The organism is Paenibacillus sp. 2KB_20, from assembly GCF_052115765.1.
In the GTDB taxonomy this organism is placed as follows: Bacteria; Bacillota; Bacilli; order Paenibacillales; family Paenibacillaceae; genus Paenibacillus_AQ.
Genome location: NZ_JBFRHH010000002.1, coordinates 254,243 through 279,062 on the forward strand (window position 1 = coordinate 254,243; position 24,820 = coordinate 279,062).

General features: G+C 50.3%; 19 protein-coding genes. 3 read left to right on the top strand and 16 right to left on the bottom strand.

What is annotated here, in order from left to right; translation table 11 throughout:
- Positions 1–90 precede the first annotated feature (90 nt).
- Positions 91–1,704 carry an ATP-binding protein gene (locus AB4124_RS07025; protein WP_441971982.1) on the bottom strand — a complete coding sequence of 538 codons (1,614 nt, stop codon included), beginning with the start codon at positions 1,702–1,704 and terminating at the stop codon, positions 91–93.
- A 237-nt stretch (positions 1,705–1,941) separates the two neighbouring features.
- On the opposite strand from AB4124_RS07025, the gene AB4124_RS07030 reads away from it, so the two are divergent.
- Positions 1,942–2,553, top strand: a complete 612-nt coding sequence (locus tag AB4124_RS07030) for a hypothetical protein (protein ID WP_441971984.1) — start codon at positions 1,942–1,944, stop codon at positions 2,551–2,553.
- A 166-nt stretch (positions 2,554–2,719) separates the two neighbouring features.
- Here the strand turns inward: AB4124_RS07030 and aspA are convergent, their stop codons facing one another.
- The 3 genes from aspA to AB4124_RS07045 all read right to left on the bottom strand — a co-directional run bounded on the left by aspA (position 2,720) and on the right by AB4124_RS07045 (position 6,480).
- Complete coding sequence (gene aspA, locus AB4124_RS07035) at positions 2,720–4,180, bottom strand: aspartate ammonia-lyase (protein WP_235613212.1); 1,461 nt, start codon at positions 4,178–4,180, stop codon at positions 2,720–2,722.
- A 219-nt stretch (positions 4,181–4,399) separates the two neighbouring features.
- A complete protein-coding gene (locus tag AB4124_RS07040) occupies positions 4,400–5,764 on the bottom strand; it encodes an ATP-binding protein (protein ID WP_441971986.1) in 1,365 nt (454 codons plus the stop codon).
- Positions 5,761–6,480, bottom strand: coding sequence for a response regulator transcription factor (locus tag AB4124_RS07045; protein WP_441971988.1), 720 nt, complete (start codon positions 6,478–6,480; stop codon positions 5,761–5,763). The genes AB4124_RS07040 and AB4124_RS07045 overlap by 4 nt, the downstream gene beginning before the upstream one ends.
- A 160-nt stretch (positions 6,481–6,640) precedes the next feature.
- Here AB4124_RS07045 and AB4124_RS07050 point away from each other — a divergent pair, with 160 nt between their 5' ends.
- The gene (locus AB4124_RS07050; protein ID WP_441971990.1) at positions 6,641–7,369 is read left to right on the top strand and encodes a hypothetical protein; all 729 of its coding nucleotides are present in this window, start codon (positions 6,641–6,643) and stop codon (positions 7,367–7,369) included.
- Positions 7,370–7,472: 103 nt separating this feature from the next.
- Here the strand turns inward: AB4124_RS07050 and AB4124_RS07055 are convergent, their stop codons facing one another.
- Complete coding sequence (locus AB4124_RS07055) at positions 7,473–8,390, bottom strand: polysaccharide deacetylase family protein (protein ID WP_430110508.1); 918 nt, start codon at positions 8,388–8,390, stop codon at positions 7,473–7,475.
- Positions 8,368–9,684, bottom strand: a complete 1,317-nt coding sequence (locus AB4124_RS07060) for an MFS transporter (RefSeq protein WP_441971992.1) — start codon at positions 9,682–9,684, stop codon at positions 8,368–8,370. The genes AB4124_RS07055 and AB4124_RS07060 overlap by 23 nt, the downstream gene beginning before the upstream one ends.
- Before the next feature lie 214 nt (positions 9,685–9,898).
- Between AB4124_RS07060 and AB4124_RS07065 the strand changes: the two genes are divergently transcribed.
- Positions 9,899–10,615, top strand: coding sequence for a DUF421 domain-containing protein (locus AB4124_RS07065; RefSeq protein ID WP_441971994.1), 717 nt, complete (start codon positions 9,899–9,901; stop codon positions 10,613–10,615).
- Between the two features lie 49 nt (positions 10,616–10,664).
- Here AB4124_RS07065 and AB4124_RS07070 read toward each other — a convergent pair whose 3' ends face one another.
- From AB4124_RS07070 to AB4124_RS07115, 10 genes are all read right to left on the bottom strand, one after another.
- On the bottom strand, positions 10,665–11,696 hold the full coding sequence (locus AB4124_RS07070; RefSeq protein WP_441971996.1) for a copper amine oxidase N-terminal domain-containing protein: 1,032 nt from the start codon (positions 11,694–11,696) through the stop codon (positions 10,665–10,667).
- A gap of 166 nt (positions 11,697–11,862) precedes the next feature.
- On the bottom strand, positions 11,863–12,462 hold the full coding sequence (locus tag AB4124_RS07075) for a TetR/AcrR family transcriptional regulator (protein ID WP_379414701.1): 600 nt from the start codon (positions 12,460–12,462) through the stop codon (positions 11,863–11,865).
- Positions 12,463–12,490: 28 nt separating this feature from the next.
- Positions 12,491–13,939, bottom strand: coding sequence for an MDR family MFS transporter (locus tag AB4124_RS07080; RefSeq protein WP_372238799.1), 1,449 nt, complete (start codon positions 13,937–13,939; stop codon positions 12,491–12,493).
- 285 nt (positions 13,940–14,224) lie between these two features.
- Positions 14,225–14,944 (bottom strand): glycerophosphodiester phosphodiesterase, encoded by a 720-nt coding sequence (locus AB4124_RS07085; protein WP_441971998.1) that lies wholly within the window; start codon positions 14,942–14,944, stop codon positions 14,225–14,227.
- 248 nt (positions 14,945–15,192) lie between these two features.
- On the bottom strand, positions 15,193–16,053 hold the full coding sequence (locus tag AB4124_RS07090; protein ID WP_441972000.1) for a carbohydrate ABC transporter permease: 861 nt from the start codon (positions 16,051–16,053) through the stop codon (positions 15,193–15,195).
- A complete protein-coding gene (locus AB4124_RS07095; protein WP_379414709.1) occupies positions 16,043–16,999 on the bottom strand; it encodes a carbohydrate ABC transporter permease in 957 nt (318 codons plus the stop codon). The genes AB4124_RS07090 and AB4124_RS07095 overlap by 11 nt, the downstream gene beginning before the upstream one ends.
- The gene (locus AB4124_RS07100) at positions 16,999–18,336 is read right to left on the bottom strand and encodes an ABC transporter substrate-binding protein (protein WP_441972002.1); all 1,338 of its coding nucleotides are present in this window, start codon (positions 18,334–18,336) and stop codon (positions 16,999–17,001) included. The genes AB4124_RS07095 and AB4124_RS07100 overlap by 1 nt, the downstream gene beginning before the upstream one ends.
- A 296-nt stretch (positions 18,337–18,632) precedes the next feature.
- Positions 18,633–19,187, bottom strand: coding sequence for a glycerol-3-phosphate responsive antiterminator (locus tag AB4124_RS07105; RefSeq protein ID WP_076322389.1), 555 nt, complete (start codon positions 19,185–19,187; stop codon positions 18,633–18,635).
- A 633-nt stretch (positions 19,188–19,820) separates the two neighbouring features.
- The gene (locus AB4124_RS07110) at positions 19,821–23,663 is read right to left on the bottom strand and encodes a discoidin domain-containing protein (RefSeq protein ID WP_441972004.1); all 3,843 of its coding nucleotides are present in this window, start codon (positions 23,661–23,663) and stop codon (positions 19,821–19,823) included.
- Between the two features lie 545 nt (positions 23,664–24,208).
- Positions 24,209–24,679 carry a DinB family protein gene (locus AB4124_RS07115; protein ID WP_430110487.1) on the bottom strand — a complete coding sequence of 157 codons (471 nt, stop codon included), beginning with the start codon at positions 24,677–24,679 and terminating at the stop codon, positions 24,209–24,211.
- Between the last annotated feature and the right edge of the window lie 141 nt (positions 24,680–24,820).

The window sequence follows — 24,820 nt, forward strand, 5'->3', positions numbered from 1 at the left end:
AGATGTTAATCTCGTAGTGTGGCTATAAAAACCCTTTAAATAATTTAGCACAATATCACAACAAGATATACCTATCTAAGTATCGACATATTACGAGATCGGCAGACTTATTTCGACCGATGTTCCCCGCTCTTCCTCGCTCCGGATGACAATCCGGCCATTGTGGCTCTCCATGATCCGGTGGACAATCATAATACCAAGGCCATTGCCGTCCGGCTTGGTCGTATGAAAAGGCTCCCCAATCCGCTGAAGCACGTCATCCGTCATGCCGGAGCCGTTATCCGTAAAAATCACGCGTTGATATCCTTCCTGCACATCCAGATGAATGTGAATGTTCCCGCCATGCGGCAAGGCTTCCATCGCATTCTTCAGAATATTAAGAAATACCTGCTTAATCTGATTCCGGTCACATAGAATCGTTGCATGCTGCCCGATGCATTGGGTCATGTCGATCCCGCTAAGCTCCGCCTGAATGGCAAACAAGTGGAGCACCTCTGTCAGAATTTCACCGCAGTCCTCTAGCTTAAAAACCGCAGCCTGGGGCTTTCCCAGAATCATAAATTCCCCTACCATCAGATTAGCCCGCTCCAGCTCGGACATAATCAGGTCATAGTGCCGAAGGCAGGCGTCCTTATTCGCTAACTGGAGCATTCCCTTCACTGTGGTGAGAGGATTGCGCACTTCATGAGCGATGCTTACGGCAACCTGACCGGCAAATACCAGCTTTTCCGTATTCCGCAGCACTTCCTCCGTCCGCTTCAGCTCTGTAATATCACGAAGAAAACCTACCACCCGCATGAGCTGTCCCTCACGGTCATAAGCAGGCTGAACATCAAGTATATAGTGATTCATGTTTCCAGAAATCTCAAGCGAAAGCTCTTCTCCGATGCAGATTTGCTGCCGGTGTATCACCCGCTCATAAAACTCGCCAATCGGCTTAATTCCGAAGACCGATCGACCCACATATTGAGCTCGGTTTCGGTCGCTGCCGTCCGGGCACAGCAGGCTTAAGCTGGTTTCGTTCATCTCCATAATTTGACCCGTTGCATCGGTAATGATTACGCCATAATGATTCGTTCCGAGGAGCACCTGATTCAGGGTTTGCAACTGCGTGTTCTGTTTGCGGGTAACCATCTCCCGTTCCAGGGAATCGGCCATCGTGCACAGCAAGGCATGCAAATGCGGGTGAACAAACTCCCTGTTCGTCATTAGAGAGATCGTTCCTATAATCGCCTTCCCATCCTCGCCGTGAAAGGGAGCCGAATAACATGCCATGCGATGAAGAATATGATGAAAATGGTCCTCTCCTATCAACGTAAATGGCCGTTCGTACCGGAGACACAGATCAATTGAGCTCGGACCGTCTACTTGGGAATAGCCGTTGCCTTCGGCAATACCCAAATACCGGGCTGTTTCTATAATGGTCGGGTCCCCTTCCATATCAAGAATGAATCCCTCGTTATCCGTAATTGTAATCACGACAGGGTTTCCTGATCCGGAGGAAAGGAACTTATTCACGAAAACTTGTATCACTTCAATGTACTCTTTATATTTTGCACGCCTTGCGGCCAATACCTCATCATTCAATCGATTCGTATGTGTTGGAACAAGCTCCGGGTCCATCCCCTTGTCTATACACTGCTGCTTAGTTTGCTGAATGATCTCCAGATCAGTTATTTCACCACATTGATTATCCAAAATCACATACCCCTTTTTATCATACTGCCACTTTAATGTAACCTAACGTTTATTCTATCACTTTTATCGGCAGATGGAGCCTGCCGGTAAACTTAATAGAAAGTGAACTGGCAGCCTTCATCTTAACATTTATGAATATATACGGGATAAGCAGAACTTTGGGAACATATTCTTTTATTCTTCTCCCGTTATGTAACTCTTTACAGGAAATATCCGTTTAGGATGTAAAGGAGATGAGAATCCATGTTCAAACCCAATATTGCTTACCTGTTCCTCATGGCCGTTCTATTTCTGGTAACAGCCTGCTCGAGCAATCAAGCTGAAGCGCCGACTTCATCATCCGAACCTGCGACAACTGCAGTGATTGACCACAACAGTCCGGCGGAGAACGTATTTTCATTATATAAAGAGGAGGACATGAGTACCGAGGATAAAGTCACGAACATGCTTGCTCAATTGGAAGGCATAGACTGGACAGAATATAACCGCCTGAGTAATGGCAAAACATTGGCGACTCTTGAGCTGCTGTATACCCACCGCTCCCTTATCAAACCCGAGCATTACAGAAGCCTGTTCCTGGCAACAACAAATCTCGACGGCGCCTCTGCCGAGCAATATGCCGCCATCGCAGGAGAATTATTTACCCAAGACACGGAAGGCGTGGTTCAAGCACTCGCTGATTTGAGTGACGATGCTAACAGGCAAAGTGTCATTTCCAGTATTGCTTACCATCTTGGTTACCAGGATGTTTCACAGGTGAAACAAGAGCTCGAACAATGGCAATCGAATAAGGGGCTGGATGATCCCGAGAAGAACGTCATCGCCTCCCTTATAGCCGCACTCAACAATCCATAATACCAACACACCACCCTTATCCTGCCGGTAACATCTTGCGACCGGATTCAAACGGTTTCACAAGCCTTATCTATGTCATCAATTCGAGATAACCGACAACGCAAAAAAAGCCGACCAAGATCTACATCTTAGTCGGCTCTTTGTATCGATAAAACAAGGGTACACCTTATTGGTTCAGCAGGAACTCTTCTCCGGCAATGCCTGGGGATGTCATATGGTAAGGGTCCAGGATGACCTGGATCTGTTCCTCTGTCAAAAGACCCTGCTCCAGAATAATCTCCCTGATGCTTTGGCCTGTCTTCTGGGCTTCCTTCACGAGTCTGGAGGCTACGTCATAACCCAGATGCGGGTTCAATGCCGTAATAATGCCGTAGCTGTTATCCACGAAGTACTTGCAGCGTTCCTTATTCGCTGTAAGATCGACCATCAGATTCTTGTAGAACACATCCATGCCGTTCTTCAGAATTTTGAGGGAATGCATCAAGTTGTTCGCTGCGACCGGAACCATGACGTTAAGTTCGAATTGCCCGGCTTCGCATGCCAAACTGATCGTATGGTCATTGCCGATAACTTGAAACGACACCTGGTTCATGACCTCGGCCATCACCGGATTGACCTTGCCCGGCATAATCGACGAACCCGGTTGTCTCGCCGGTACGTTCAATTCGTTCAAGCCCGCTCTCGGGCCGGAAGCCATCAAGCGGATATCGTTGCACATTTTCGAGAAGTTCACGGCACACACTTTGAGCGCAGCCGACAATTCCATATACGCATCGGTGTTCTGGGTGGCATCGACCAAATCTTCGGCTTGCTTCAAGGAGAAGCCTGTCTGCTCAATCAAATGCTGAACAACGCTGTGCATATAGTCAGGCGTTGCATTAAGCCCCGTACCTACGGCCGTCGCCCCCATATTAACGACTAACAAACCTTGCGCCGCCCGCTCGATGCGATTGATGTCACGCGTTAGAACATTGGCATAAGCCCCGAACTCTTGTCCGAGTCGAATCGGTACCGCATCCTGCAGATGCGTGCGCCCCATCTTGATGACATCGTCAAATTCCTTGGCCTTCTCCTGAATGCCGGCAACCAAGGTCCGGAACACCTCAAGCAGATCCTGAGTCAGACGGTAAGACGCAATGCGGATCGCCGTCGGAATGGCATCGTTCGTGGATTGCGACATATTGACATGATTATTAGGATTGCAGTAGAAATACTCGGCCTTCTGTTTTCCCAAAATCTCCAGCGCTCGGTTCGCCAAGACCTCATTCATATTCATATTGATCGAAGTGCCTGCTCCGCCCTGGATGGAATCGACAATGAATTCGGAACGGAGATTGCCCGCGATGATCTCGTCTGCCGCCTCTATAATGGCACTGCCTATCTTTTTCGGCAGCAGGCCAAGCTCCATGTTCGCCAGCGCCGCGGCTTTCTTAACCTCGCCCAGTGCAGAAATCAATTCTGCATGAATGGGTACCCCGCTGATCGGAAAGTTCTCTACCGCCCTAACCGTATTAATGCCGTAATAGGCTTCTACAGGAAGCTGTTTTTCCCCCAGAAAATCTTTTTCAATTCGATACTGCATATCCATGGACAACATCACCATCGCCTTTTGATTATTTTGTATCATGCCTGTCACCTGTTATCATCCAGCTTGCCCGGATATATACAGAATTCTGCCTTCCCACTTGAAATCCTCTATAGCTTACGCGTTTTGTTAGAGAATATTGATTGATATGTGCGAATGCGCAAAAAAAGAGACTTCCTTTAAGTATAAATACCCAGAAAAAGTCCCTCTTACCCAACCAGGGTGATTCCGTCTATGGACACCGATTGGGGCACACATGAACTAGACCAGGGTTGTCTTCCTATACGGAGGAAAACCTAACGAGATGACGGCTCCTCCCTCTTTCCGATTTCCCGCCGTGATCAGTCCTCCACAGCGTTCCACGATGGCGCGGGCAATCGCCAAGCCCAGGCCGGATTCCCCGTTCTTGCCCTTCACGAAACGGTGGAACAAATACGGAAGCAGCTCCTCGGATATGCCTTCGCCATCATCGGAAACGGTGAGCAATACCCGGCCATTTTGGATACCGGCTTGAATGTATATATGCTTGCTCGCGTGCCTTGCTCCATTCGATACGATGTTCAGGAGCGCTTGCAGCAGCTTATCCCGGTCAGCATACACCATTAACGATTCGTTATCGCCGTATGAAGGATGCACGAACAGTCCTTTTTTCACCAAGACCGGATTGACTCTTTCGATCGTTTCTTCCACGAGTTCCTTCAAATTGACCGCCGTTGCCTTAAATATATCATCCTCGCTATCCAGCTTCGCAAGCAGCGTCATCTCGGTTACGATATTCTTCATGCGGCTGCTCTCACTCATAATAATATCCAGCCCTTTGCGGATCTCTTCCCCTTCGAATACCCCGTCCCGAATTCCCTCCGCATAGCCGGATATGGACATGAGCGGCGACTTTAGCTCGTGGGAGGCATTCTGGAAAAATTGCTTCTGCACATGGTTGTACCGCTCCAGCTCACCCGCCATTTCGTAGACGGACTCTGCAACTGCGCCGATCTCCCCGCTTGCGGACACACGCCGGACTTCGGAGAACTGGCGCTCCTTCACCTTCTTCAATTCTTCGCGCAGATGCATAAGCGGCTTAATCAGCCTCTTGGTAATGAACAGGCTTAAGATCACCATGATCACGGCCCCTACGCCAAATACGAGCATCAAGCGCCCCAGCAGCGCCTGCTCAATGGCCTTGATCTTGCTGATCGGCGTAATCAGCGTTACCGTTCCTTGGGGAACTGCCGTGACTTCTGTCAGATACATGTCACTCTTCGCCGCGATTTGGAAGGTTGCCGTGTCTTCCGGCGTAATTCGGGCTATCTCCGTATATGGATAGGAATGAGCAGCTGCCATAGGAGCTACCACATTACCTTGAGCATCTTGAATAATGACTTCCACATCCGCAATCCGCGAAGAAGTATAACCACTGACGGCAATCGGCGTACTATCGATTGGAAGACTCTGTGCGGCGGCCGTCTCCAGCTTTGCCGATAGTTCGGCACCGATGGACTGCATGTCCTTGCGCTGCGTACCGATAAAGTGATCCAGCAGCACGTAATGAATGACAACGGCCGTAACGGAAAGCACGAGTATTAGCGATAAAGCAAAAGCAAGATTGATCTGATGCACCAGCTTCATATCAACGTTTCCTCCCCATCCGTTCTCATTCGGTATCCATGTCCCCATATGGCCTCGATCGGCAGCTGCTCCACTTTCTTTCGCAGTCGTTTGATGAGATGGTCGACCGCCCGGTCGCTTCCAAAATAGTCGTCCCCCCATACGGAGGTCAGCAGTTCGTCCCTGGTAAACGCACGGTTCGGATGCTCGGCAAACACTTTTAGCATCTCGAATTCCTTGTTCGTCATATCCACTTCTTCCCCGTTCCAGAATACGCGCCGCTCCTCCAGCATTAACTGAAGCCGTCCATTGCTAAGCTCCGGGGAAGCGGCCGCAAGCCGCGGAACGCTCTCCGCCTGATTGAATTTGTACCATCGATTTAGCTGCCGTTTGATTCGGGCAACCAGCTCGCGGGGACTGAATGGTTTGACCATATAGTCGTCGCTTCCCAGCTCAAGCCCCAGTATTTTATCCACTTCGCTATCCTTGGCAGAGATCATGATGATCGGGACCTCGGCTTCCGCACGGATCCGCCGGCACAATTCGAAACCGTCCATGCCGGGCAGCATAATATCCAGCACCCACATATCCGGCGGGTTCGTTCTCCACATCTCCCACCCTTCCTCAGCCGTGCCAAGGCCCACGGTTCGATAGCCTTCCTTGCGCAAATAAGCCTCCACTAAATTTCGTATATGCTGATCATCGTCAATCACGGCGATGAGATAATTTCGGTTCATATCCATGTACCTCCGAGCTTCGTCTCCTCCCAGTATACCAAGCTCCGGGATGATGAAGGGGAATGCCATTATTTTTCCACAAATACACCAATGTTCTGCCAATGCTGATTCGTACACTGGGTACTGTAAGACAAACCAACCCGATAAGGAGTGTTATACGATGAAACACAAACTGTTTGGTAAACTTGCCCTATCCGCTGCCCTGCTGGGATCAGCCGCCCTGCCCGTACATGCCTCTGGTGCTGATACCCCAAGTGACGTACCGAATCAAACAGGCAAAAGCGCGCCTCTTAAAACTACTGCAACCATCTCCATTCTGCCGAATCCGCTGGAATTGGCTGAGAAATACGCACCGGAAACGGTACAGGATTGGAAGGAGACGCTTGAGAAGTACGGCAAGCTTGCCGGAGCTGAGGGAACATTCTTTTTCTCCGACGCTACAACTGCAGTTGCCGGAGAGATGAAGCCGGTTGTGGCTGAAGGCGAATTCGAGGTTTCCGTTGCTATGAAGACTTCTCCGGCAAAAGATATCCAGGAATTAATAGACAGCGGGGACATCAAGGAATTCAAAGCAACCCAGATTAAGGACGTTATCACGCCGCTTGAAGGCATAAGGCTGGAAAGGGCCGAAATGGTGAATGCAGAGTCCGGTGAAGTGAAATACGACGTGATCCAAGGCGAGACAGCAAGTTTCGCGGCAGTGAAGATCAGTGATGCAGCAAGTTTCGAAGTGAAGATCAACGATGAGGATCTGGCGTTCATCCATGCCAGAATCGATCTCTTCAAAGCGGTGGATTCCAAGGACTCCGACTCTATCAAAAAGGCGCTGACGAAATTGCTGGACCAATACAAGGAACAGATCGCCAAGCTGGAAGCTGAAGCGAAGTAAGGTTATACGGAGCAGCATATGTCGGCGCAAGCCGATCCTACTTAAAGCACAAACAACCCTTGCCGGTGCCGCGGCAGGGGTTGTTCTTCTGTATAGGCCTATATCACGATTTTTTCGTCATGACCTTCATCAGTTTAACGGCAGAGCGCACCCGGGGCCGCTTTAAGTGCTCTTCCACATAGCGGTAATCCGTCAGGATCACTTTGGCATCCCGGAGTCCGTAAGCAAAATCGTCATCGAACAGCAGCCGATACTCCCATACCCGCTTCTCCCAATTTGGGATATTCGCCAGCATCCATTCATCTTCCGCTCCTGGATGGACATAGGTTTCGCTGACTCCTTCAGGAAGTCTGTACAGCTTATCGATGAGCGATTGCTTGAAGCTTTCGTAGGTCTCTCCCTCGACAACAGGAAACGGATGCGAGAGCAGATAATCCGGGATTGGCACGCCAAACGTATCAGCAAGGCCTGAGGCGAGCGCAACCGGACGCTCGATATTCGGCAGCGAGCTGAGCAGCGGATCCTCCGGGTAGATATAGCGGAACAATCGTGCGGGGAGACGCCAACGCGAAGTCTTCCACAGCATCTGCGGAATGAGGCTTCGCCCCGTTTCCATCCCGTACAGGCTGCCCATATGATTATCCACATGACTGATCCGAATGCCGGCCTTGCTCGCCAGCCGGTACTGCGCCTCAAGCTCTTTTAACACAGCACCTGTCTCTGCCCCCCGTTCAAACTCCGGAACGGTCCGGTATTGATGACCGCTGGCGTCATGAAGGGAGGAGTGCCCCGTCAAGCTGCGCCATCGCAGAGCCTCAAATTCGCTCGTCAAGGTCAGATGCAGCCCCACATTGGATTGGCGTCGGCGTGCGGCCCAGGAGGCCGCCTCTTCAAAGCCGGGAGCCACGGTCATGATGGTTGCTGAGGAGACTTTGTTCTCCTCCAGCAGATGGCGAATCGCCTCATTCATGGCCTTGCTTTGCCCGAAATCGTCACAGTTAATGATCAGTCTTCGCTCCATGGTCGTGTCCGCCTCCTATAGTTTTTGAAAATTCGATTTTGGTTGCAAACGATAACAGAAAGGAAATAGCCAGCAAGCACAATGGAACGACACTGATCAAATACCTGAAGGTCGATTCCGGATCACTTCCCGGATTATCACCGCTTTCATATCCGAATATCATGCCTACCACAAAAAATGCCAGGGCAGAGATCAATCCGCTGGAACGCGTAATAAATCCGCTGACAGCCGTATAGATCCCCTCTCTGCGCAGCCCCGTCCGCTCCGCATCCTCGTCGATGATGTTGCCGCTAACCATGGCCGGCGTTACCAGAAATCCCGCCAGACCGAACCCAACGCCGATGCCTGCCAGAATCCCGCTGATCAGATCGTAACCAAACCAGAGCGGAATGACCGAAAGGCCATACACGCCGAGCGACAACCGCCATGCTCTCACACCATCCATTCTTCGGATCATCCAATACCAGACGAATACCAGCGGAATGACTGATACAAACACGGCTGCCAGCAGAATGGATACTTGATTGTCAGGGATGCTGAGCACGTATTTTGCATAAAATGGGATCGTCGAGCTTATCAGTCCATTTACCGTCTGGGCAAAGGAATTGGAGATGTTAAACACCCAAAACTTCTTATTGCGCAAGGTTTCGCGGAACGCTTGGACAAGTTTGAGCGGCTCACTTGCGGTGTACACCTCCTGCTCTCGGACGCTCATCATGCAGAGAAACATAAACACGCCGAACAGCAGTGCGTACAGAATCGCCATATTCGAGAACCCCATGGCGTCATAAATAATCGGGGTCAACGCGGTACCGATCAATAGTGCCACGACCTGGTAGCCCTGTTGGATGGCCGAGGCTTTTGCCCGGATGCGGTCTCCGCGGAACAGCTCGGGGAACAGCGCTCCATAATTGACCCATAATACGGTTGCAACAGCTTCGTACAGGATAAGGGCAACCAAAAACCACATAAATAGTCCGTTCTGCGACAACCCTTCCGGCGGCGAGAACACGAGCACGAAGGTCAGCATGAACAGCGGAATGGCGCCGAACACCCACGGCCTGCGCCGTCCCAGCCGGGTATTGGTTCGATCGGACCAATACCCCATCAGCGGATTATTAACCGCATCCCAGATCAGAAATACGGTTCGTGCCAAGGATGCAAGCCCAATGCCTAGACCCAATGTATCCACGTAGAAAAAGATGTAAAAGGAGCTGAACGCCTGGCTCGGGACCATCATGGCAAACATGCCAAGCGAAAATGAATACGGCGAATTCACCCAACTGCGCTTCATCCGTTTCCCTCCATCCGTCATGGACGATTTTGTTGTACAGTATTCTGCGGATGGCACGAATATACCTGCCTATGCGAAGGCTAAGTTGATTACGCCTACGGAACCGGACAATAGCCACGATGGGATCTTAGAATTGGATGAGCATACATATTTTTCATAGCATCGGCCAACCCTTCTAAATAAGACCGTAAAATTTTCAGAAAGGGTCTGTGCCATGGAACTCCTCAAAGATCTTCTGTTAGTGCTTGGAAGAATTTATACCATCTACCCGCTGCTCTTGGGCGTTACCTTATTCATGGGCCGCCGCTCCATCGGCGAGCTTCCCGTGTTTGACTACATCATCATCCTGTCGCTCGGTTCCGTGATCGGAGCAGACATCGCAGATCCAAAAATCGAACATATCCATACCGCCTTCGCGATCGTCGCCATCGGCGTGTTACAGAAGATAGCCTCTGTCCTTCATGTGAAGAGCCGGCGCATCGGCAAGTGGATTACGTTCGAACCGATGATTGTCGTTAAAGACGGGCAGTTCATTTATCCGAATATGAAAAAAGCCCGATACTCCATCGATAACATTTTGCAAATGCTGCGCGAGGAGCAGATATTTGACATAGCTGAAGTCGATATGGCGGTATTGGAGCCGAGTGGCGTCTTATCCATACTGAAAAAGATGGAGAAGACCGCCGTCACGCTGGAGGACCTGAAGTTAAAACGGCCGAATTCCGGGCTTTCTTACGCCGTCGTCAAAGAAAGACGCATTCAGACGATCACCCTCCAAAAATTAAACCTTACCGGGAAATGGCTGGAGACTCAGCTGGATGAGCGGGGAATCCCGCTCGATCAGGTGTTCTTTGCTTCACTCGATGAACAGAAGCGTTTAAACATCACCGTCTACGATAAGGAGATCCCGATCCCTCCCCTGTATCATTAATGATCCACAACAAGCCTGGCGCTGCCGCCAGGCTTGTTGTGTTCGTGACTTATTGAAGAACGATTTTAATGGCATTGCCGATCGGAGGCAGGCTCTTGGTCAGCACGGGGCTGTAATAACCGATAATCTCCGCATCGTCGGTCAATTCAGTAGCTTTCAAGGTTTTACCGTCTTTATTCACGACGACCGTCTCGGGTGTCAGATTCAGGATTACTTCGCTCGGCGATTGTTCCGTTAACCCTTTACCCTTAATCGTTACGCGTAGATTGCCGCCATCGGCATTGATATTCGTGATGACACCAGCTGTAGCGAGCTGGTCCGTCTCTTCCTTGTCCAATTTAACGCTGATTTCAAATGCATAGGTCTGAGGAGGCAGGCTCATGGTCATCGCCATGCTGTGAACCGCTTCAATCTTCATCCCTTCCGCAAGATCCTTAAGCTCAATCTTCGTGCCTTCCGCATCGCGGATGACGGTGGTCTCATCCACATTCAGAACAATTCCTTCAGTTCCCGTGCCGTTAATGTGAACGGCTTTACGATCTTCATTATTAATAATTTCACTGATTGTACCACTCGCGGTTTCCTTCTTAACATCTTCTTCGGACGAGATGCTCACCTCAGTGCCATCAACCGATACGTTAGCTTGGAGCACTTCGCTGAAGAAATTAGCCGGAACATAGAGCGTGCCCTTCACATTTACTGGCGCAGCGCCGAGGGACTTGTACATTTTGTTAACCGTATACTGGTCTTTCCCCGTTTGAACGAGGGTCCAGATCGGGGATCCCGGTTTAGTCAGCTCCGCAGAGCGGTCCTGTTGATTCCAGCCCAGTTCAAATCCGAGCGCCTCGGATACGCTCCGCAGCGGGATCATGACCTGCTTCACATCGGCGTTCAAATAACCGGCGCCGGCCACTTTCTTACCGTTAACCAGAACCCCATAATCAATTACAGCCGATATCACGACCGATTGTTGTTCCTGGTTGCCTCCAGCCTGGGGTGCTGCATAAGCCGCTGCGCCACCAGAGACAGCGATGGCCGCAACCATCAATGTCGCCGCTTGCTTCTTCCATTGTTTATTCATGCTCATCATCCTTTCTAGGTGCCTTAAATTATCATGTACTACTATACTGACGGGCGTATTAGCCAAATGTTGCAATGAAATGATAAGCGAATGTGCAAGATAGTACGCAGAAAGGCCGTTCCGGGATAGACTTATCAAGTCTTCCGAAACGGCCTCTTTATCTGACTTAGCGATGGATAAATAGCGGGTCAACAAAGCTTCTGCAATATTCCTCCGCAATCTGCTCCGCGCTGTATCCCATATCACGCATGTAGAGAATGATATCCGCGCGCGGCAGAGATGCGAGCATCACAGAGGTAAACTGAGGGTCAAGCGGCATCAGTACTCCCTGCTCCGCCGCACGCTCCAGCAGGCGCTTAATCTGGAACCGCAAAAACGTGAAGGGCGGGTTCTCGCACATAATGTTCTTGGTTTCCTCCAGACGGTCAGAGGTCAGCATCACCCTTAGCCACTCCAAATCTTCATTGAAATGCAGAATGACCTTTGTCATCACCGTCCGCAGCCGATGAGCCACCGGTTCACCTTCGCTGCTCTGAAGGTAAACGTCCAACCCCTCCATAAACCGATCGATCTTGGCTTCCATCAACGTGAAGCAAATCTTGCTCTTGCTGGGGTAACGGCGGTACAAGGTGCCTTGCCCGATCCCGGCCGTTTTCGCCACTTGATGCATGGAGACGTCCTCGACTCCGTATTTATTAAATAAAGCCTGAGCCGTATCCAAAATCTTTTGACCCAACTCGTCATACTCTTTCGGCAATGCACGCATCCCTTTCTAATTTGAACACACGGGAACCTTATGCAGCAGACTGTTCTTCTTCAACGGGTGAAGTTGTACGTTTAACAAATAAGCCCAGTACTAAAGCGATGATTGCAAGAACAAGTCCGATTACAAAAGCATTATGAAGACCGGCAACCATGCTCTCTACCGGATTGAGATCCCCGGTTGTTTCAACGTAATTTTTAGCACCTGCTGTCATGATGCTGATAAAGAGCGCCATACCTACGGCTCCTGCTACCTGCTGCAGTGTATTCATGATGGCTGTTCCATGCGGATACAGCAAGCGCGGCAGCTGATTCAACGCTGTAGTCTGGGCCGGCATCATAACCATCGAAATCCCTATCATCATCATAACATGAAGGAAGATGACATAACCACCGGTCCATGAAGAGTCGATGCGCGAGAACAGGAAAATGGCGACGCTCAAGAGAGCAAGACCCGGGATAATCAGAACTCTCGGTCCGAATTTATCGAATAGCTTTCCTGTAATCGGCGCCATCAATCCGTTGATGATACCGCCTGGCATCATGACAAGGCCAGCTGCAAGCGCAGTTAAGCCCAGTGCGTTCTGCAGGAACAATGGCAGCATGATCATGGTGGAGAACATGCTCATCATCAGCACCAGCATCAGCACGGTTACGAGCGAGAACATCGGAAATTTGAAGGTACGCAGATCCAGCATCGGTTCCTTCATCTTCAGTTGGCGCCATACGAAGAGCAGCAAGCTGATAGCCCCTGCCGTAATGCACCATACTACCTTCGGATCAGACCAAGTGCCTTCTCCGGCACTGCTGAATCCATATACGATACCCCCAAAACCGATAGTAGACAGAATAATCGAGATATAATCGACCTTCGGCTTGGTCAGGATCGATACGTTCTTAAGGAAAACCGCTGCAAATGCAATGGAGAACGCAGCAAGCGGAATAACCAGATAGAACAACCAGCGCCAGTTCAGCGCGTCCACGATCAAGCCGGACAGCGTCGGTCCGATCGCCGGAGCAGTCATGATGACAAGACCGATCATCCCCATGGCGGCTCCGCGATTCTGAGGCGGATAAATACTAAGTATCGTGTTCATCAGAACCGGCAGCATAAGCCCCGTTCCGACCGCTTGCAGGATACGCCCTACCAGCAGCACCCCAAATACCGGTGAAAAGCCGCAAATAATCGTACCTATAAGAAATAGCGTCATGGCGCCTATAAACATCTGTCTTGTCGTGAACCACAGCTGCAGCAGCGCCGTGACTGGCACCAGAATACCGACAACCAGCATATAGGATGTTGAAAGCCACTGTACCGTAGACTCTCCAATACCAAACTGCTCCATCAAGCTTGGGAAAGCGATGTTCAGCAGTGTCTCATTCAAGATGGAAACGAACGCGCCAATAATCAGCGCGGCAACAATCGGCCCTCTCTTTATTTTACTTAAATCAATCTTGGCCGAACTTGGCCCCACTCCCATATCCAAGAGCTTATCCTCCCTTATCTCTGTATACACGGACAATTGTCCGGTAATGCGTTTTTTATTGTAACGGACAATTGTCCGCAGGTCAACTGAAAATTTTCATTGAATTTTCAATAAAAGAAAAATGGATGCCGTCCATGGTACGAATCCGCTGGGTCATGCAGTGGACACACATAGAATTACCGGCTGTAATCTTCTTCACAAAAAAAGGATCCGCCCTACGCCGCAACTTAGGACAGATCCTTCGATTTTAGTATTCACGCACGTCGGCTCCGTGAGCCGTTACGTATTCAGCGCAATCTTCTCCTTGTATACTCTGGCCCAGCCCTCCAGATTGTTCGTAACGATCAAGAGCTCAGGGTATTGGGCAAGAGATGCCAGTACAGCCTCATCATCCGGCGTCCAGACAATGAGCTGAACCCCCCGCTTGCGCGCTTCCTCCATAAATGAAGGGGTCACGTACACATATTTAACGGACACATAACGAGCGCCGATCTCCTCCAGGTAAGGGAATACCGATGGCGTAGCTCCATATATCACCAGGCCCAGCTCGATTTCAGGGTCCAGGGAACGTGCTCGTTCAATGGAATAATGATCGAAGGAAGTGAGGAATACCTGCTTCTCCATGCCTGTATCCTTGATCACGTCAATAACCTTTTGTTCCAGGCCGGGATAGGTATCCCCCATCTGCTTCAGCTCAATGTCAACGATCATCCGATCCTTGGCAAAGCGCAGAGCTTCCTCCAGCGTGGGAATGACCTCTCCTGAACCTGCATCCAGCTTGCGTATTTCATCCAGCGTGAAGGCATTGATTGCCCCTGTTCCGTTGGTCGTCCGGTTTACCGTTGGATCATGGATCACAACAGGCACGCCGTCCTTCGTCAGCTGGACATCCAGTTCCAGGTGCGAGAAGCCAAGCTCCAACGCTTTCCGAAAGCCCAGCATCGTGTTCTCCGGGTATTTCAGCGGATACCCTCTATGAGCCAATCCCCGTACTTCCATGTACCATTCCCTCCAAACTTAAGTCGATTGATGGCCTCGATCACGGCCAATACCGTACGTTAACGGACTGAGTTACGTAATCGGGATGCCATTTGAAGCTCTATAGGACTGTTCGCCATGAACCTTCCGATCCCTGCTGTCTGCAGCAGATCATAACCTTCGGGAGAAAACAGAGAGACGGCATGGCGGTGTATCCTTGACCACCGTTTCCATACCGTCTAGAATACCTGCTTCATCCGGTTATGTGGTTATTTAAACGTCGAATTCGCCATCGCGGCCACGATATGCTTCTGCATGACCGTAAAGACCAGCACGATCGGGATAATCGCCATAACGCTGGACGCCATAATGACATTGAAGAACATGGCTTCATTTCCGGCAATGGAGTCCCTCAGCATCGCAATACCTACCGTTAGCACGCGCATGTCGTTGTTATTAGTCATGATTAGCGGCCAGAAATACGAGTTCCAGGACGAGATGAAGATCAACACGCCCATGGTAACGATCGTCGGCATCGCCATCGGGAATAAAAGCTTGTACAGTATGGAGAAACGACCGGCTCCATCCACGCGTGCCGCTTCCAGCACGTCGTTGTTAATCGATTTGAACGCCTGCCTGAGCAGGAATATCGCGTAGGCGGAAGCCCCGTGAGGCACGATGAGCGCCCAGAATGTATTCAGCCAATCCAGCTTGGACATCATGACGTATACCGGAACGAAAATAACCTGCTCCGGCACGATCAATGCGGCGAGAACGAGCAAGAATAGAGCGTCCCGTCCCCAGAATCTCCCCTTCGCAAATGCATACGCCGCCATAAGCGCCACGTTCAGCTGCAGAATAATCGTTCCGATCGCCATGAGCAGCGTATTGCCAAAAAATCGTGCATACGGGATAACCCGGAAGGCTTCGGCAAAGTTCTGCCAGGCAAAGGTTTCCGGCCAGAATGTAGGTACGGCCATCCGCATCTCAGACTGTGTCTTGAGCGCGCTGATCAGCAGCCAATATACCGGAAAGAACATGACGAGCGTCACGATCACAGCTCCGATGATACGGAGCCCCATCATGGTCTTTCGGTACTTGGCGGACCCAGCCATATAATTATCCTTCATAGTGCACCTTCTTCCTGCTGACCACCCATTGTACCAATGTTAACAGCAATATGATTACAAACAGAATCATGACAAGCGCCGAGGCTCTTCCTGTTTTGAATTCATCAAAGGCCATCGTATAGATCCAGTACACAATCGCGTTTGTTGCCTTGAGCGGGCCGCCGTCCGTCATGACGTCAATGGACTGGAACACCTGCATAGAGGAGATAAAGCTCGTGATGACAAGAAACAGTGTCATAGGCGACAAGAGCGGCAGCGTAATGTTGCGGAACTGCCGGAACTTGCTGGCTCCATCAATCGAAGCCGCCTCATAATACTCGGCCGGAATCCCGCGCATGCCCGCAATAAAGAGAATCATCGCAAAGCCGACGCCCTTCCAGATCGAAACGGCAACCAGCGCCGGCAATGCCGTCGAAGGGTTGGTCAGCCATTCGACCGGATCCATGCCGAACCAGGAGACAATGGAATTCAGCAACCCATATTGCCCGTTGTAAATCCAGGTAAATACCATGGCGGCAACAACCATCGAGACATAATACGGCATGAAGATAACGCCACGCATGAAACCGAACAACCGTGAGGATGACACGTTGAGCAGCAGCGCCAGCAGTAGCCCGATGACAAGCGTGAACACTACGTCCATAACAGTGTACAAGAACGTGACCTTCAAGGAGTGATAGAAATCCGGGTTTGACAGCAAGCGCGTATAGTTATCGACGCCCACGAACTTCTTCATGGGCCGCGTCATATTCCAGTTCGTAAAGCTGATGTACACGGAATAACCCAGAGGATAATACAGGAACACGCCCATGAATAACAACGCCGGGACCGCAAACGAGAAGTCCTTCCACTTCTCGATCAACGTATGGGAGATCCGTTTAGAGACCGAAGCGGTCGCCCGATTGGACGCCGCCTTTGTCATATGTTTATTGGTCTCCATAGGCATCACTCATAGTCAGCCAGAATATCGTTGATCTTCTTGGCTGCATCCTGCATAAGTGGTGTCGGATCTTTTTTGTTCAGCACCATTTCCCCTACGACTTCTTTGTAAACTTCGCTGAATTCAGGGTAAGCCGGGTGCTGCATGCGCGGTGTCACTTCGTCAAAGTGCTCGTATACCGCTCTGTATTGCGGCCATCTTTCGAAATATTGATCGCCTTCCTCAGACTCGATTGCGGATTTTCTTGTCGGCAGGTATCCAACGGATTCAGCCCACTTAATGTTTTGCTCCGCCGAAGTCATGAACTCGATGAATTTCCAAGCCGCTTCCTTCTCCAGATCCTCGGCACCGTCCATCATGACGATCCCCGCGCCGCCGATGTTGGAGGTCCGTACTTTATCACCAGGGATGAAGGATACTCCAACCTCGAAGTTCGCATTCTCGCGGTACATTTTCAGCATCGCGGAAGTATGTTGTACCATCGCGATTTCACCGTTCAGGAACATTTGACGCATATTATCGGAGGCCCCTTTACCGAAGCCCATATGCATGCTGCCGTCATTTTGCCACTTGTAGAAATTCTGGAGGTAACGGAGAGAATCCTCATTCTCGACAGCCGAGGCACTCAAGTCCTCCGTCAGAATTTGTCCACCGCCGTTAATGTTCCACGGGTCATAGTACCATGTGTCCCAACCTGGAACAGAGAAAGCATAACGCGTCGTTTTTTCGCCTTCCTTTTTCGTTACTTTCGCATTGAAATCCTCGATCTCATCCCATTTCGCAGGAGGCTCTACGCCCAGCTCGTCCAGCATCGTTTTGTTGTAGACGAATACGCTGGTGCTGACGATCAGAGGGAATCCGAATTGTTTCCCGTTGTATGCATAAGCGTTCAGCATACCTTGAGCGAAATCGTCCATCTTCACTTCGTCGCGCTTAATCCACGGACCCAGATCGGCAAAAACGCCGCTATCCGCAAAGTTAGCGAGTGAAGATACCTCAACATTAGTAACGGCCGGTACATCGTTCGCTGCTACTGCAGCCGATAATTTTTTGTGAAGATCAGGATAGCCGCCTTGGAACACCGGTTCTACCGTAATATGTGGGTACTTCTTCTGGAACTCTGCGATCATGTAGTTCAAGCCTTCCAGTTGAGCATCCGCATGGGCATGCCAGTACTGGATTTTGACAGGCGTTGTATCATTCTTCATATCCATCGAAGCAGCTTCCACATCGTCGAGCGAAACCTCTCCTCCGGCACTTTCACTTCCACCGCCGCCTCCGCAAGCCGTGGTAATAACCATAAATATGGTCAGTAACATTAACAACCATGATTTCTTTTTCATAGATGATCTGTTGTCCCCTCTCGAATCTATTCATCATTCATCTTCATCACTGCTGTCTATCCACTTCATCAAATGGCCGGTTCAACTGCACGCGGATCCTAAGATGGGGGGATTCCCCCATCCAATCAACCCGTCTCCCCCTTAAAAAGCGCACAAAAATAGAGACGTCAAAAGAGCGCAACCTAAGAGCCACCACCTCCTATAAAAGCTAAAGTAGCTGCTACTCGGGTTATCTCATCGTCTCCACCCCTAGCAAATATGTAATTATAGTTAATCCATCAACCGTACAGGGAATCTTACGTCCAAAAACGCGTATCTCCTGTAGATACGAGGTCTGCACCATTTGCCAGCGCCTCATCGATTTCTTCCTCGCTTCGTAAAAAACCTCCCACAATAAGCGGACAGTGAATTTCCTTCTTCAGGTCGCGGATCACGCGGGGTATGAGTCCCGGCATTAATTCCACCTCATCCGGACGGGCTTGTCCGATCATTTTCACTGCGGTTCTTAAAGCTGTCGTATCAATGGCAAACACTCGCTGTATCGAGCTAATGCCCGCTTGGCGCGAAGCCAATACCGTATTCGTCTTCGTCGTAATAATCCCGTCGATCTTGTACGAATCCGCCAAATACTGCACAGCCGAATTATCCCGGCCGATGCCGCTTACCATCTCCAGATGAACAAACACTTTTTTGCCTGAGGAGTGAAGTCGATTAACGATATCCCTGAGTTTTATGATATCGCCTGTCATCAGGTTCACACGCTCCACCGTGCTGTTCACAGCTGCATCGATCTGTTCCAGCTTGGTAATCGAAGCGATTACGGGAAGACGCCGTGTCCTTTGATCTGCCATAAGTGCGTGTCCCCCTTCTACCGAACACTCTTATGATAAAGCGATAAGATCATGACAGTATTAACGATATGTAAAATTTGTGTTAACGGCACTCATCAAGGCTTCGATATATCATGTATACGCTTACTATTCAGTTAACAACAGATTCTGCTATATCCCTGGTTTGTTGGATTCCCCCTAGACTTAGGATCATTCGGTTCAGCGAAGAGGTTGGGATAGCGCTTTCAGAATAGCTCGCCAAACTATTTAATATCTATCATAGAGGAATGATTTAGCCATAGTCTATAGCGAAATTTGTATTATTTTGTCGAATTTAAAAGAATATCAACTCAATGTAACAAATATCATGGCGCGAACGACGATACTATGACACCGCTACACCCCAATAGAGCATGCTCTTGTTGGAGATTTACGAGAGTAAAAAGGTGTGATAATGTTTCACCCGTCCGCAGTTACGGTGCATCTAGAAAAAGGCCTCCTGCAGCGTAAGCTAAGATCGAACATGGAACAGGCCGCCCGAAAAGTTCGGACGGCTTACGGTTCCATGCTTCAAATGCACCATCGGGTCTGCTCTGCACGTAGCTTAGCTGCTCGTTCTGCAAGCCGCGCTGATCTTGCTTCACAGCTTGAGTATTAAGGATTCACATTAATCGTAAACGTCGATGTGTTATTCTTGATCGGCGTTACGGTATCGGTGATCTTCAGGTTATTAAAGGTCACGCTGCCAACGGCCGGACCTTGGTTCGGTTCCGGCATTTCGTTAGCCCAGATACCTACGCCTGATTTCGCGTCAAATGCGTCGCCGCTCTTTTTGGCCCCTGTGATCGTAATGTTCGTAAAGATCGTATCCTTGACCGGATTCTGCGGCTGCCCGCCAACATAATTGGTCTGGAACATAATGCCGTGGTAAGTCGGATCGATAATGTCCACGTCCGTTACCCGAATGCCTTGGAACACCTTCGAGGCTGAGAACAGCCACATCGCCGGGAAGGTCTGCTGGCCCCAGAAATGGCCGCCAGCACGGACAATCGAGATATTCTCGAATTGGGTCGGCGGCGATGCTCCGAAGCCGTTCATCGGGTATCCGAAATCCAGCGAGCTGATCGTGACGCCGGAATAACAGAGCGTATCCGCAATGTAGATATTACGGAACGTATTGCCGTATCCTCCATATACCGCAAGGCCCGCCGCACGCCAGGTCAGCAGCGAAGTCAGATTCTCGTAGACGTTATCCTTCTCGTCTGCCCCTCCCGCATCAATCGCGGAGAACAGAGCAAAGCTGTCATCACCCGTTGCCCGTGCCTCAATGTTGCTTACGAGATTGTTCGTGCTGCCATTGGTCATGTTGATCCCGTCAGCAAACACGTTGCGGATCCGGGAGTTGGTAATTTTCATGTAATCCGTGTTGGCTCCCCAATACATGCACACTTGGTGCTCCACCCAGATGTTATCGATCGTAATGTTCGCGACATTCGAGAAATCGAACACTTTACCCGGTCCGTCGATCCGCGAGGTGTAATTGCCAAAGTATGCAAAGTTCGCGAAGGTTGAGCCGTTCGCCGTTGAATTGATGGAAAATCCGATATCGGTATTGTTCTGTGACGATGGGGCGGTAAAACGCGTAAACCATGGACCCGCACCGACGATCTTCACGGGCTTGCCGTAAACCTGGAGCTTATTCGAAGTCTGATAGGTTCCAGCCGGGAGATAAACGCCGACCAAATTCCCCGTCGTATCCATGCGGAATTTATCCAAGGCGTTCTGCACGTCCTGATGCGTAAAACCTGCCGGAACGACATATTTAGCCGGGTCCGGATTCGGAATTAACGACACCTGTTCCAGGTTGATAAAATCAATGGCGTACTGGCTTGTGTTGGCTGCATCCTTCTGCAGGCGGATTTTGCTTCCCTTCGGGATGGTGGTGTCAAACATGATATTGGCCTCGTCATATATATGACGAGGTGCTCCCTCAGATGGGCTATTTCTTGGATCGGCCTCATCGCCATACAGCCATGCATATTTGGAAGTGAGATTGATTGCCTTCGTAAAGACGCCATTCACATAGATGTTCAGCGTGGCATCGATCCCTCCGCCGCCAGGCGCATCCGGAATCGAGAAGCGCGTAACCAGACTATTCGTGCTGGCTTTCGTCGTGAACTCTACGAAGCTGCCTGTTGAATTGAGTGTGACCGCCTTCCGGCCGGATGCTTCTCCGGCAATATCCCCGATGTTGCGGTTCGGCCCGACAACAGCCGCTCCGCCGCCAACGACGGCATCCTCAGCCTCATACATGTCGTACGGCATATTCGCGCCCCGCCCGATAAATAGCGGGCTTGTTGAGATGTTGTTACCTTGCTTCACCGGCAGCTCATTGGCATCCACGGCCACCTCGGTCTTCACGTTATACTTGCCGTTGGCAGACGTCCAACTGCCGACGTTCACCGGCTGAGCCGAAGCCCCGCTGGCGATGGCGCCATTCACTGTACCTGTAAAGGTCTGAATGATATTGTTCGTATTCGCATCGCTCAAGGTCACCTTAATGTTGTGGGCTCCTCCAGCGGATGCGGCCGTACCCTGGTTCTTCACCGTAACGGTGAAATTCACGCTGTTTCCGGCAGCTGGATTGCCCGGTGACCAGCTCGTCGTTGCCACCAGGTCGGAGCTTTGAACAGGGCTGATGACCATGGATGTCGGATGCATGTTGCTGTTGTTGGCTTCGTTCTGCTCAATAACGGCATTGTTCTCATCCACCTTGGCTGTGAGCTGATACGTACCAGCCTCCTTGGCACCAAGATTCAATGTCACATTAGCCGAAGCACCGGCTGCCAATCCTGCCACATTCGAAGTACCGAGCTTGGTATTGCCGTGGTAGAAATTGACGGTTGTCGCCCCGGAAGACAAAGTTCCGATATTCTTCACTACTGCCGTTACTACAATGCTGTCGGTTTCCACGGGGTTCACCGGTGACCAAGACATTCCCGTAATCGTCAAATCCGGATTGGAAGCAGGCGTGCCGATGACCTGAAATTCGGCAATTTGCCCTCCAGACGAACCGGTATTTGCGGTAATTCTCAGCTGTACGGCGCTAACCTTCGCAGCAACCGGAATGGTCACGGTATTTCCCAAAGCCGGGTTAAAGGTATACTGCGCAGCGGATACCAGATTCGTGAAGGTGGTACTGTTCTGATCATGACCCAGCACCTGAATCGTCTGTGTCCGCGTTCCCCACTGGCTATCCGGATTCAGTTTCAGTACGACCGAAGAGATGTCCGAATTTGAGCCTAAGTCGATGGTCAGCGTATGCGGATAGCTGTTTGCCCCACCTTCCCAATACGTGCTCAAGCTGCCATCATTGGCATTGGAAGCAGCATAAATGTACTCGTTCGATGAAGCTGTGATCGGTTTGTTCAGTGCGAGATTGGTTCCGGTGCCTCCGTTGCCACTGCCCGTGCGGGTCACCGTGTTGCTAGCGGCAGATACATTACCGGCAGCATCTTTGGCCTTCACATAGTAACTGACAGTGGCAGCAGCAGGCTGATTATCCGTATACGTCAGCACATTGCCGGCTACACTTGCCCTCACCGCATGATCGGCATAAACATCGTACCCCGATACACCGACATTGTCGGCTGATGCCGACCAAGTCAGCTTAATCTGACCAGAAGCAGGCTCAGTATAAGCGAGATTACTCGGGGCAGCCGGAGCCTCTGTATCCCCGGTTGGAGCCTGGCCGTATACTTCGAACTCGGAAATCTGACCGGCAGGCCATGCCGTATTGGCCGTGAAGAGCAGCCGCACATATCGCGCCGATTGTGCCGTCAGATTGATCGTAACCTTATTGCCGTCTGCCGGATTAAATGTATAGGCAGCGGATGAAGCCAGGTTGGTGAACGTCGAGCCGTTGCTGCTGCCCTGTACGGTCAAGGTCTGGGATCTCATCTCCCACCCACTCGCGGGCAGCTTCAATATCACTTTGTTGACATTGTAGGAGCTGCCCAGATCCACCTGAAGCCACTGCGGAAAGGTATTGTTATTGCTTTCCCAGTAGGTGGCCTGGTTAGAGTCATTGGCATTCCCGGCAACATAAGTCTGGTTATAGGAGCTGGCTGTCATATTCTTGCCCGCCGCCAGATTGCCAGGCTCCACCGCGATTACGGCATCCCCGGATGCAGGAGCTTTACCTTCTCCGGATCCACTGCCGGGAGTGCCTTCATTACCTGAGCCATCTCCAGGCACCTCCTCATGACCTGAACCAAGCTGCCCTGTGTCCGTATTATCACCAACGGGTTCCCCCGTCGCCGGATCGCCATCCATTTGCTGCCAATCTCCAATCTGGATGGCTGGGTGCGAATCGGTATGGGATCGTTCCGCAAAGCCCGTGTCAGGCACGATGATCAGCTGTGTCCATATCAGCATCCATGCGAGTAAGCTCATTACAGCAGGCTTGATTCTATTCATCAACCTTCTGGATTTCATTATCCAACCTCCCGATATCAAATGCTTTCCTTCTGTACATTGCATACATAATCTCGCCTTCTTGGCCGCATGTTGAAAGAAAAAAGTATGCGCTTACATTTATGTTCCGTTCGTGCCGATCACCTCCCTTGAACTCCTGTGTGTCCTGTGTCGGTCAACCGTTGCCGCAGTACTCCACGTCACGCCGCAAACGCGAATAACCTTGTTGGTTAGCCCTAACAAAGGTAAAATCTTGAGTACTAGCAATGTTTGTAGCGAATCATCCGGAAAATATAATGAGTGGGTATGTTGGTTTACGCGCTGCTGTAAGATAAGTAACACGATATTGCCGTGAGTAAATCTGCGGGGGCTTAACGGTGGGTGACAAGCACATTCCATGCTGTGTCATTACTATAAAGGATTCCCAGAAGGATTGACGATGCGCGATTGTATGTTTTTTATGTGAATTTCTATGCGAGGAAAGGAAGGAGCTTTCAAATGCTGAAAAAAAGCCGACCAAGAATAAATCCTTGTCCGGCCAGGGCTGATAATCCTCCACGCAATTGCTACTCGAATAACGGTACCCTCGGGTCCTTCCCGTTACAATGAACCAGCATCGCATGCAGTTGTCCTCTGTGGTGATACACATGCGCCACGATTTCGAGCAGCCATTCATACCTCGAATAGGTGACACCCCAGTAGGACGTCATCTCCTGATGGAGCTCTTCTTCTGTCATCTCTCTAAACGCCTGCTCCAGATAGGAATAGCTGCTTAATAATTCAGCCTGTAAATCCTTCAGGTTATTTAACGATACACCTGCATAATAGGTGCTCATCTCCTCTTGCGTGGCTCCTCCGGATATGTGGAAATCGGCTCGGCAGATGACGGCGATATGCTTAAGCAGTTCCCCGACAGAATATTTACCCTCTGTCGGCTTAACGAGCAAATCCGCTTCATCGAGCTTGTCGATAATCGCAACAATGGAAACGATAGCAACCTCAATCTGATGTAATGCATATGTACAATAGGAATTCATATGTTCTCTCCAATCCAATATGTATACACTAATATGTTGTTCGAACTCGCTTCATTATTATAGAACATATGTTCCTAATGTTTCAACAAAAAAACAACCTGCCTCTTAAATGCTAAGAGGCAGGTTGTTCCGCTATATATC

Coding starts and splice junctions, on each gene's coding strand:
- AB4124_RS07095 (WP_379414709.1), bottom strand. CDS start 16,999: ATGCCTATGGAGACCAATAAACATATGACAAAGGCGGCGTCCAATCGG.
- aspA (WP_235613212.1), bottom strand. CDS start 4,180: ATGATACAAAATAATCAAAAGGCGATGGTGATGTTGTCCATGGATATG.
- AB4124_RS07060 (WP_441971992.1), bottom strand. CDS start 9,684: ATGAAGCGCAGTTGGGTGAATTCGCCGTATTCATTTTCGCTTGGCATG.
- AB4124_RS07100 (WP_441972002.1), bottom strand. CDS start 18,336: ATGAAAAAGAAATCATGGTTGTTAATGTTACTGACCATATTTATGGTT.
- AB4124_RS07045 (WP_441971988.1), bottom strand. CDS start 6,480: ATGAACCGAAATTATCTCATCGCCGTGATTGACGATGATCAGCATATA.
- AB4124_RS07085 (WP_441971998.1), bottom strand. CDS start 14,944: ATGGAAGTACGGGGATTGGCTCATAGAGGGTATCCGCTGAAATACCCG.
- AB4124_RS07080 (WP_372238799.1), bottom strand. CDS start 13,939: ATGGGAGTGGGGCCAAGTTCGGCCAAGATTGATTTAAGTAAAATAAAG.
- AB4124_RS07050 (WP_441971990.1), top strand. CDS start 6,641: ATGAAACACAAACTGTTTGGTAAACTTGCCCTATCCGCTGCCCTGCTG.
- AB4124_RS07105 (WP_076322389.1), bottom strand. CDS start 19,187: ATGGCAGATCAAAGGACACGGCGTCTTCCCGTAATCGCTTCGATTACC.
- AB4124_RS07090 (WP_441972000.1), bottom strand. CDS start 16,053: ATGAAGGATAATTATATGGCTGGGTCCGCCAAGTACCGAAAGACCATG.
- AB4124_RS07115 (WP_430110487.1), bottom strand. CDS start 24,679: ATGAATTCCTATTGTACATATGCATTACATCAGATTGAGGTTGCTATC.
- AB4124_RS07075 (WP_379414701.1), bottom strand. CDS start 12,462: ATGCGTGCATTGCCGAAAGAGTATGACGAGTTGGGTCAAAAGATTTTG.
- AB4124_RS07065 (WP_441971994.1), top strand. CDS start 9,899: ATGGAACTCCTCAAAGATCTTCTGTTAGTGCTTGGAAGAATTTATACC.
- AB4124_RS07055 (WP_430110508.1), bottom strand. CDS start 8,390: ATGGAGCGAAGACTGATCATTAACTGTGACGATTTCGGGCAAAGCAAG.
- AB4124_RS07070 (WP_441971996.1), bottom strand. CDS start 11,696: ATGAATAAACAATGGAAGAAGCAAGCGGCGACATTGATGGTTGCGGCC.
- AB4124_RS07030 (WP_441971984.1), top strand. CDS start 1,942: ATGTTCAAACCCAATATTGCTTACCTGTTCCTCATGGCCGTTCTATTT.
- AB4124_RS07110 (WP_441972004.1), bottom strand. CDS start 23,663: ATGAAATCCAGAAGGTTGATGAATAGAATCAAGCCTGCTGTAATGAGC.
- AB4124_RS07040 (WP_441971986.1), bottom strand. CDS start 5,764: ATGAAGCTGGTGCATCAGATCAATCTTGCTTTTGCTTTATCGCTAATA.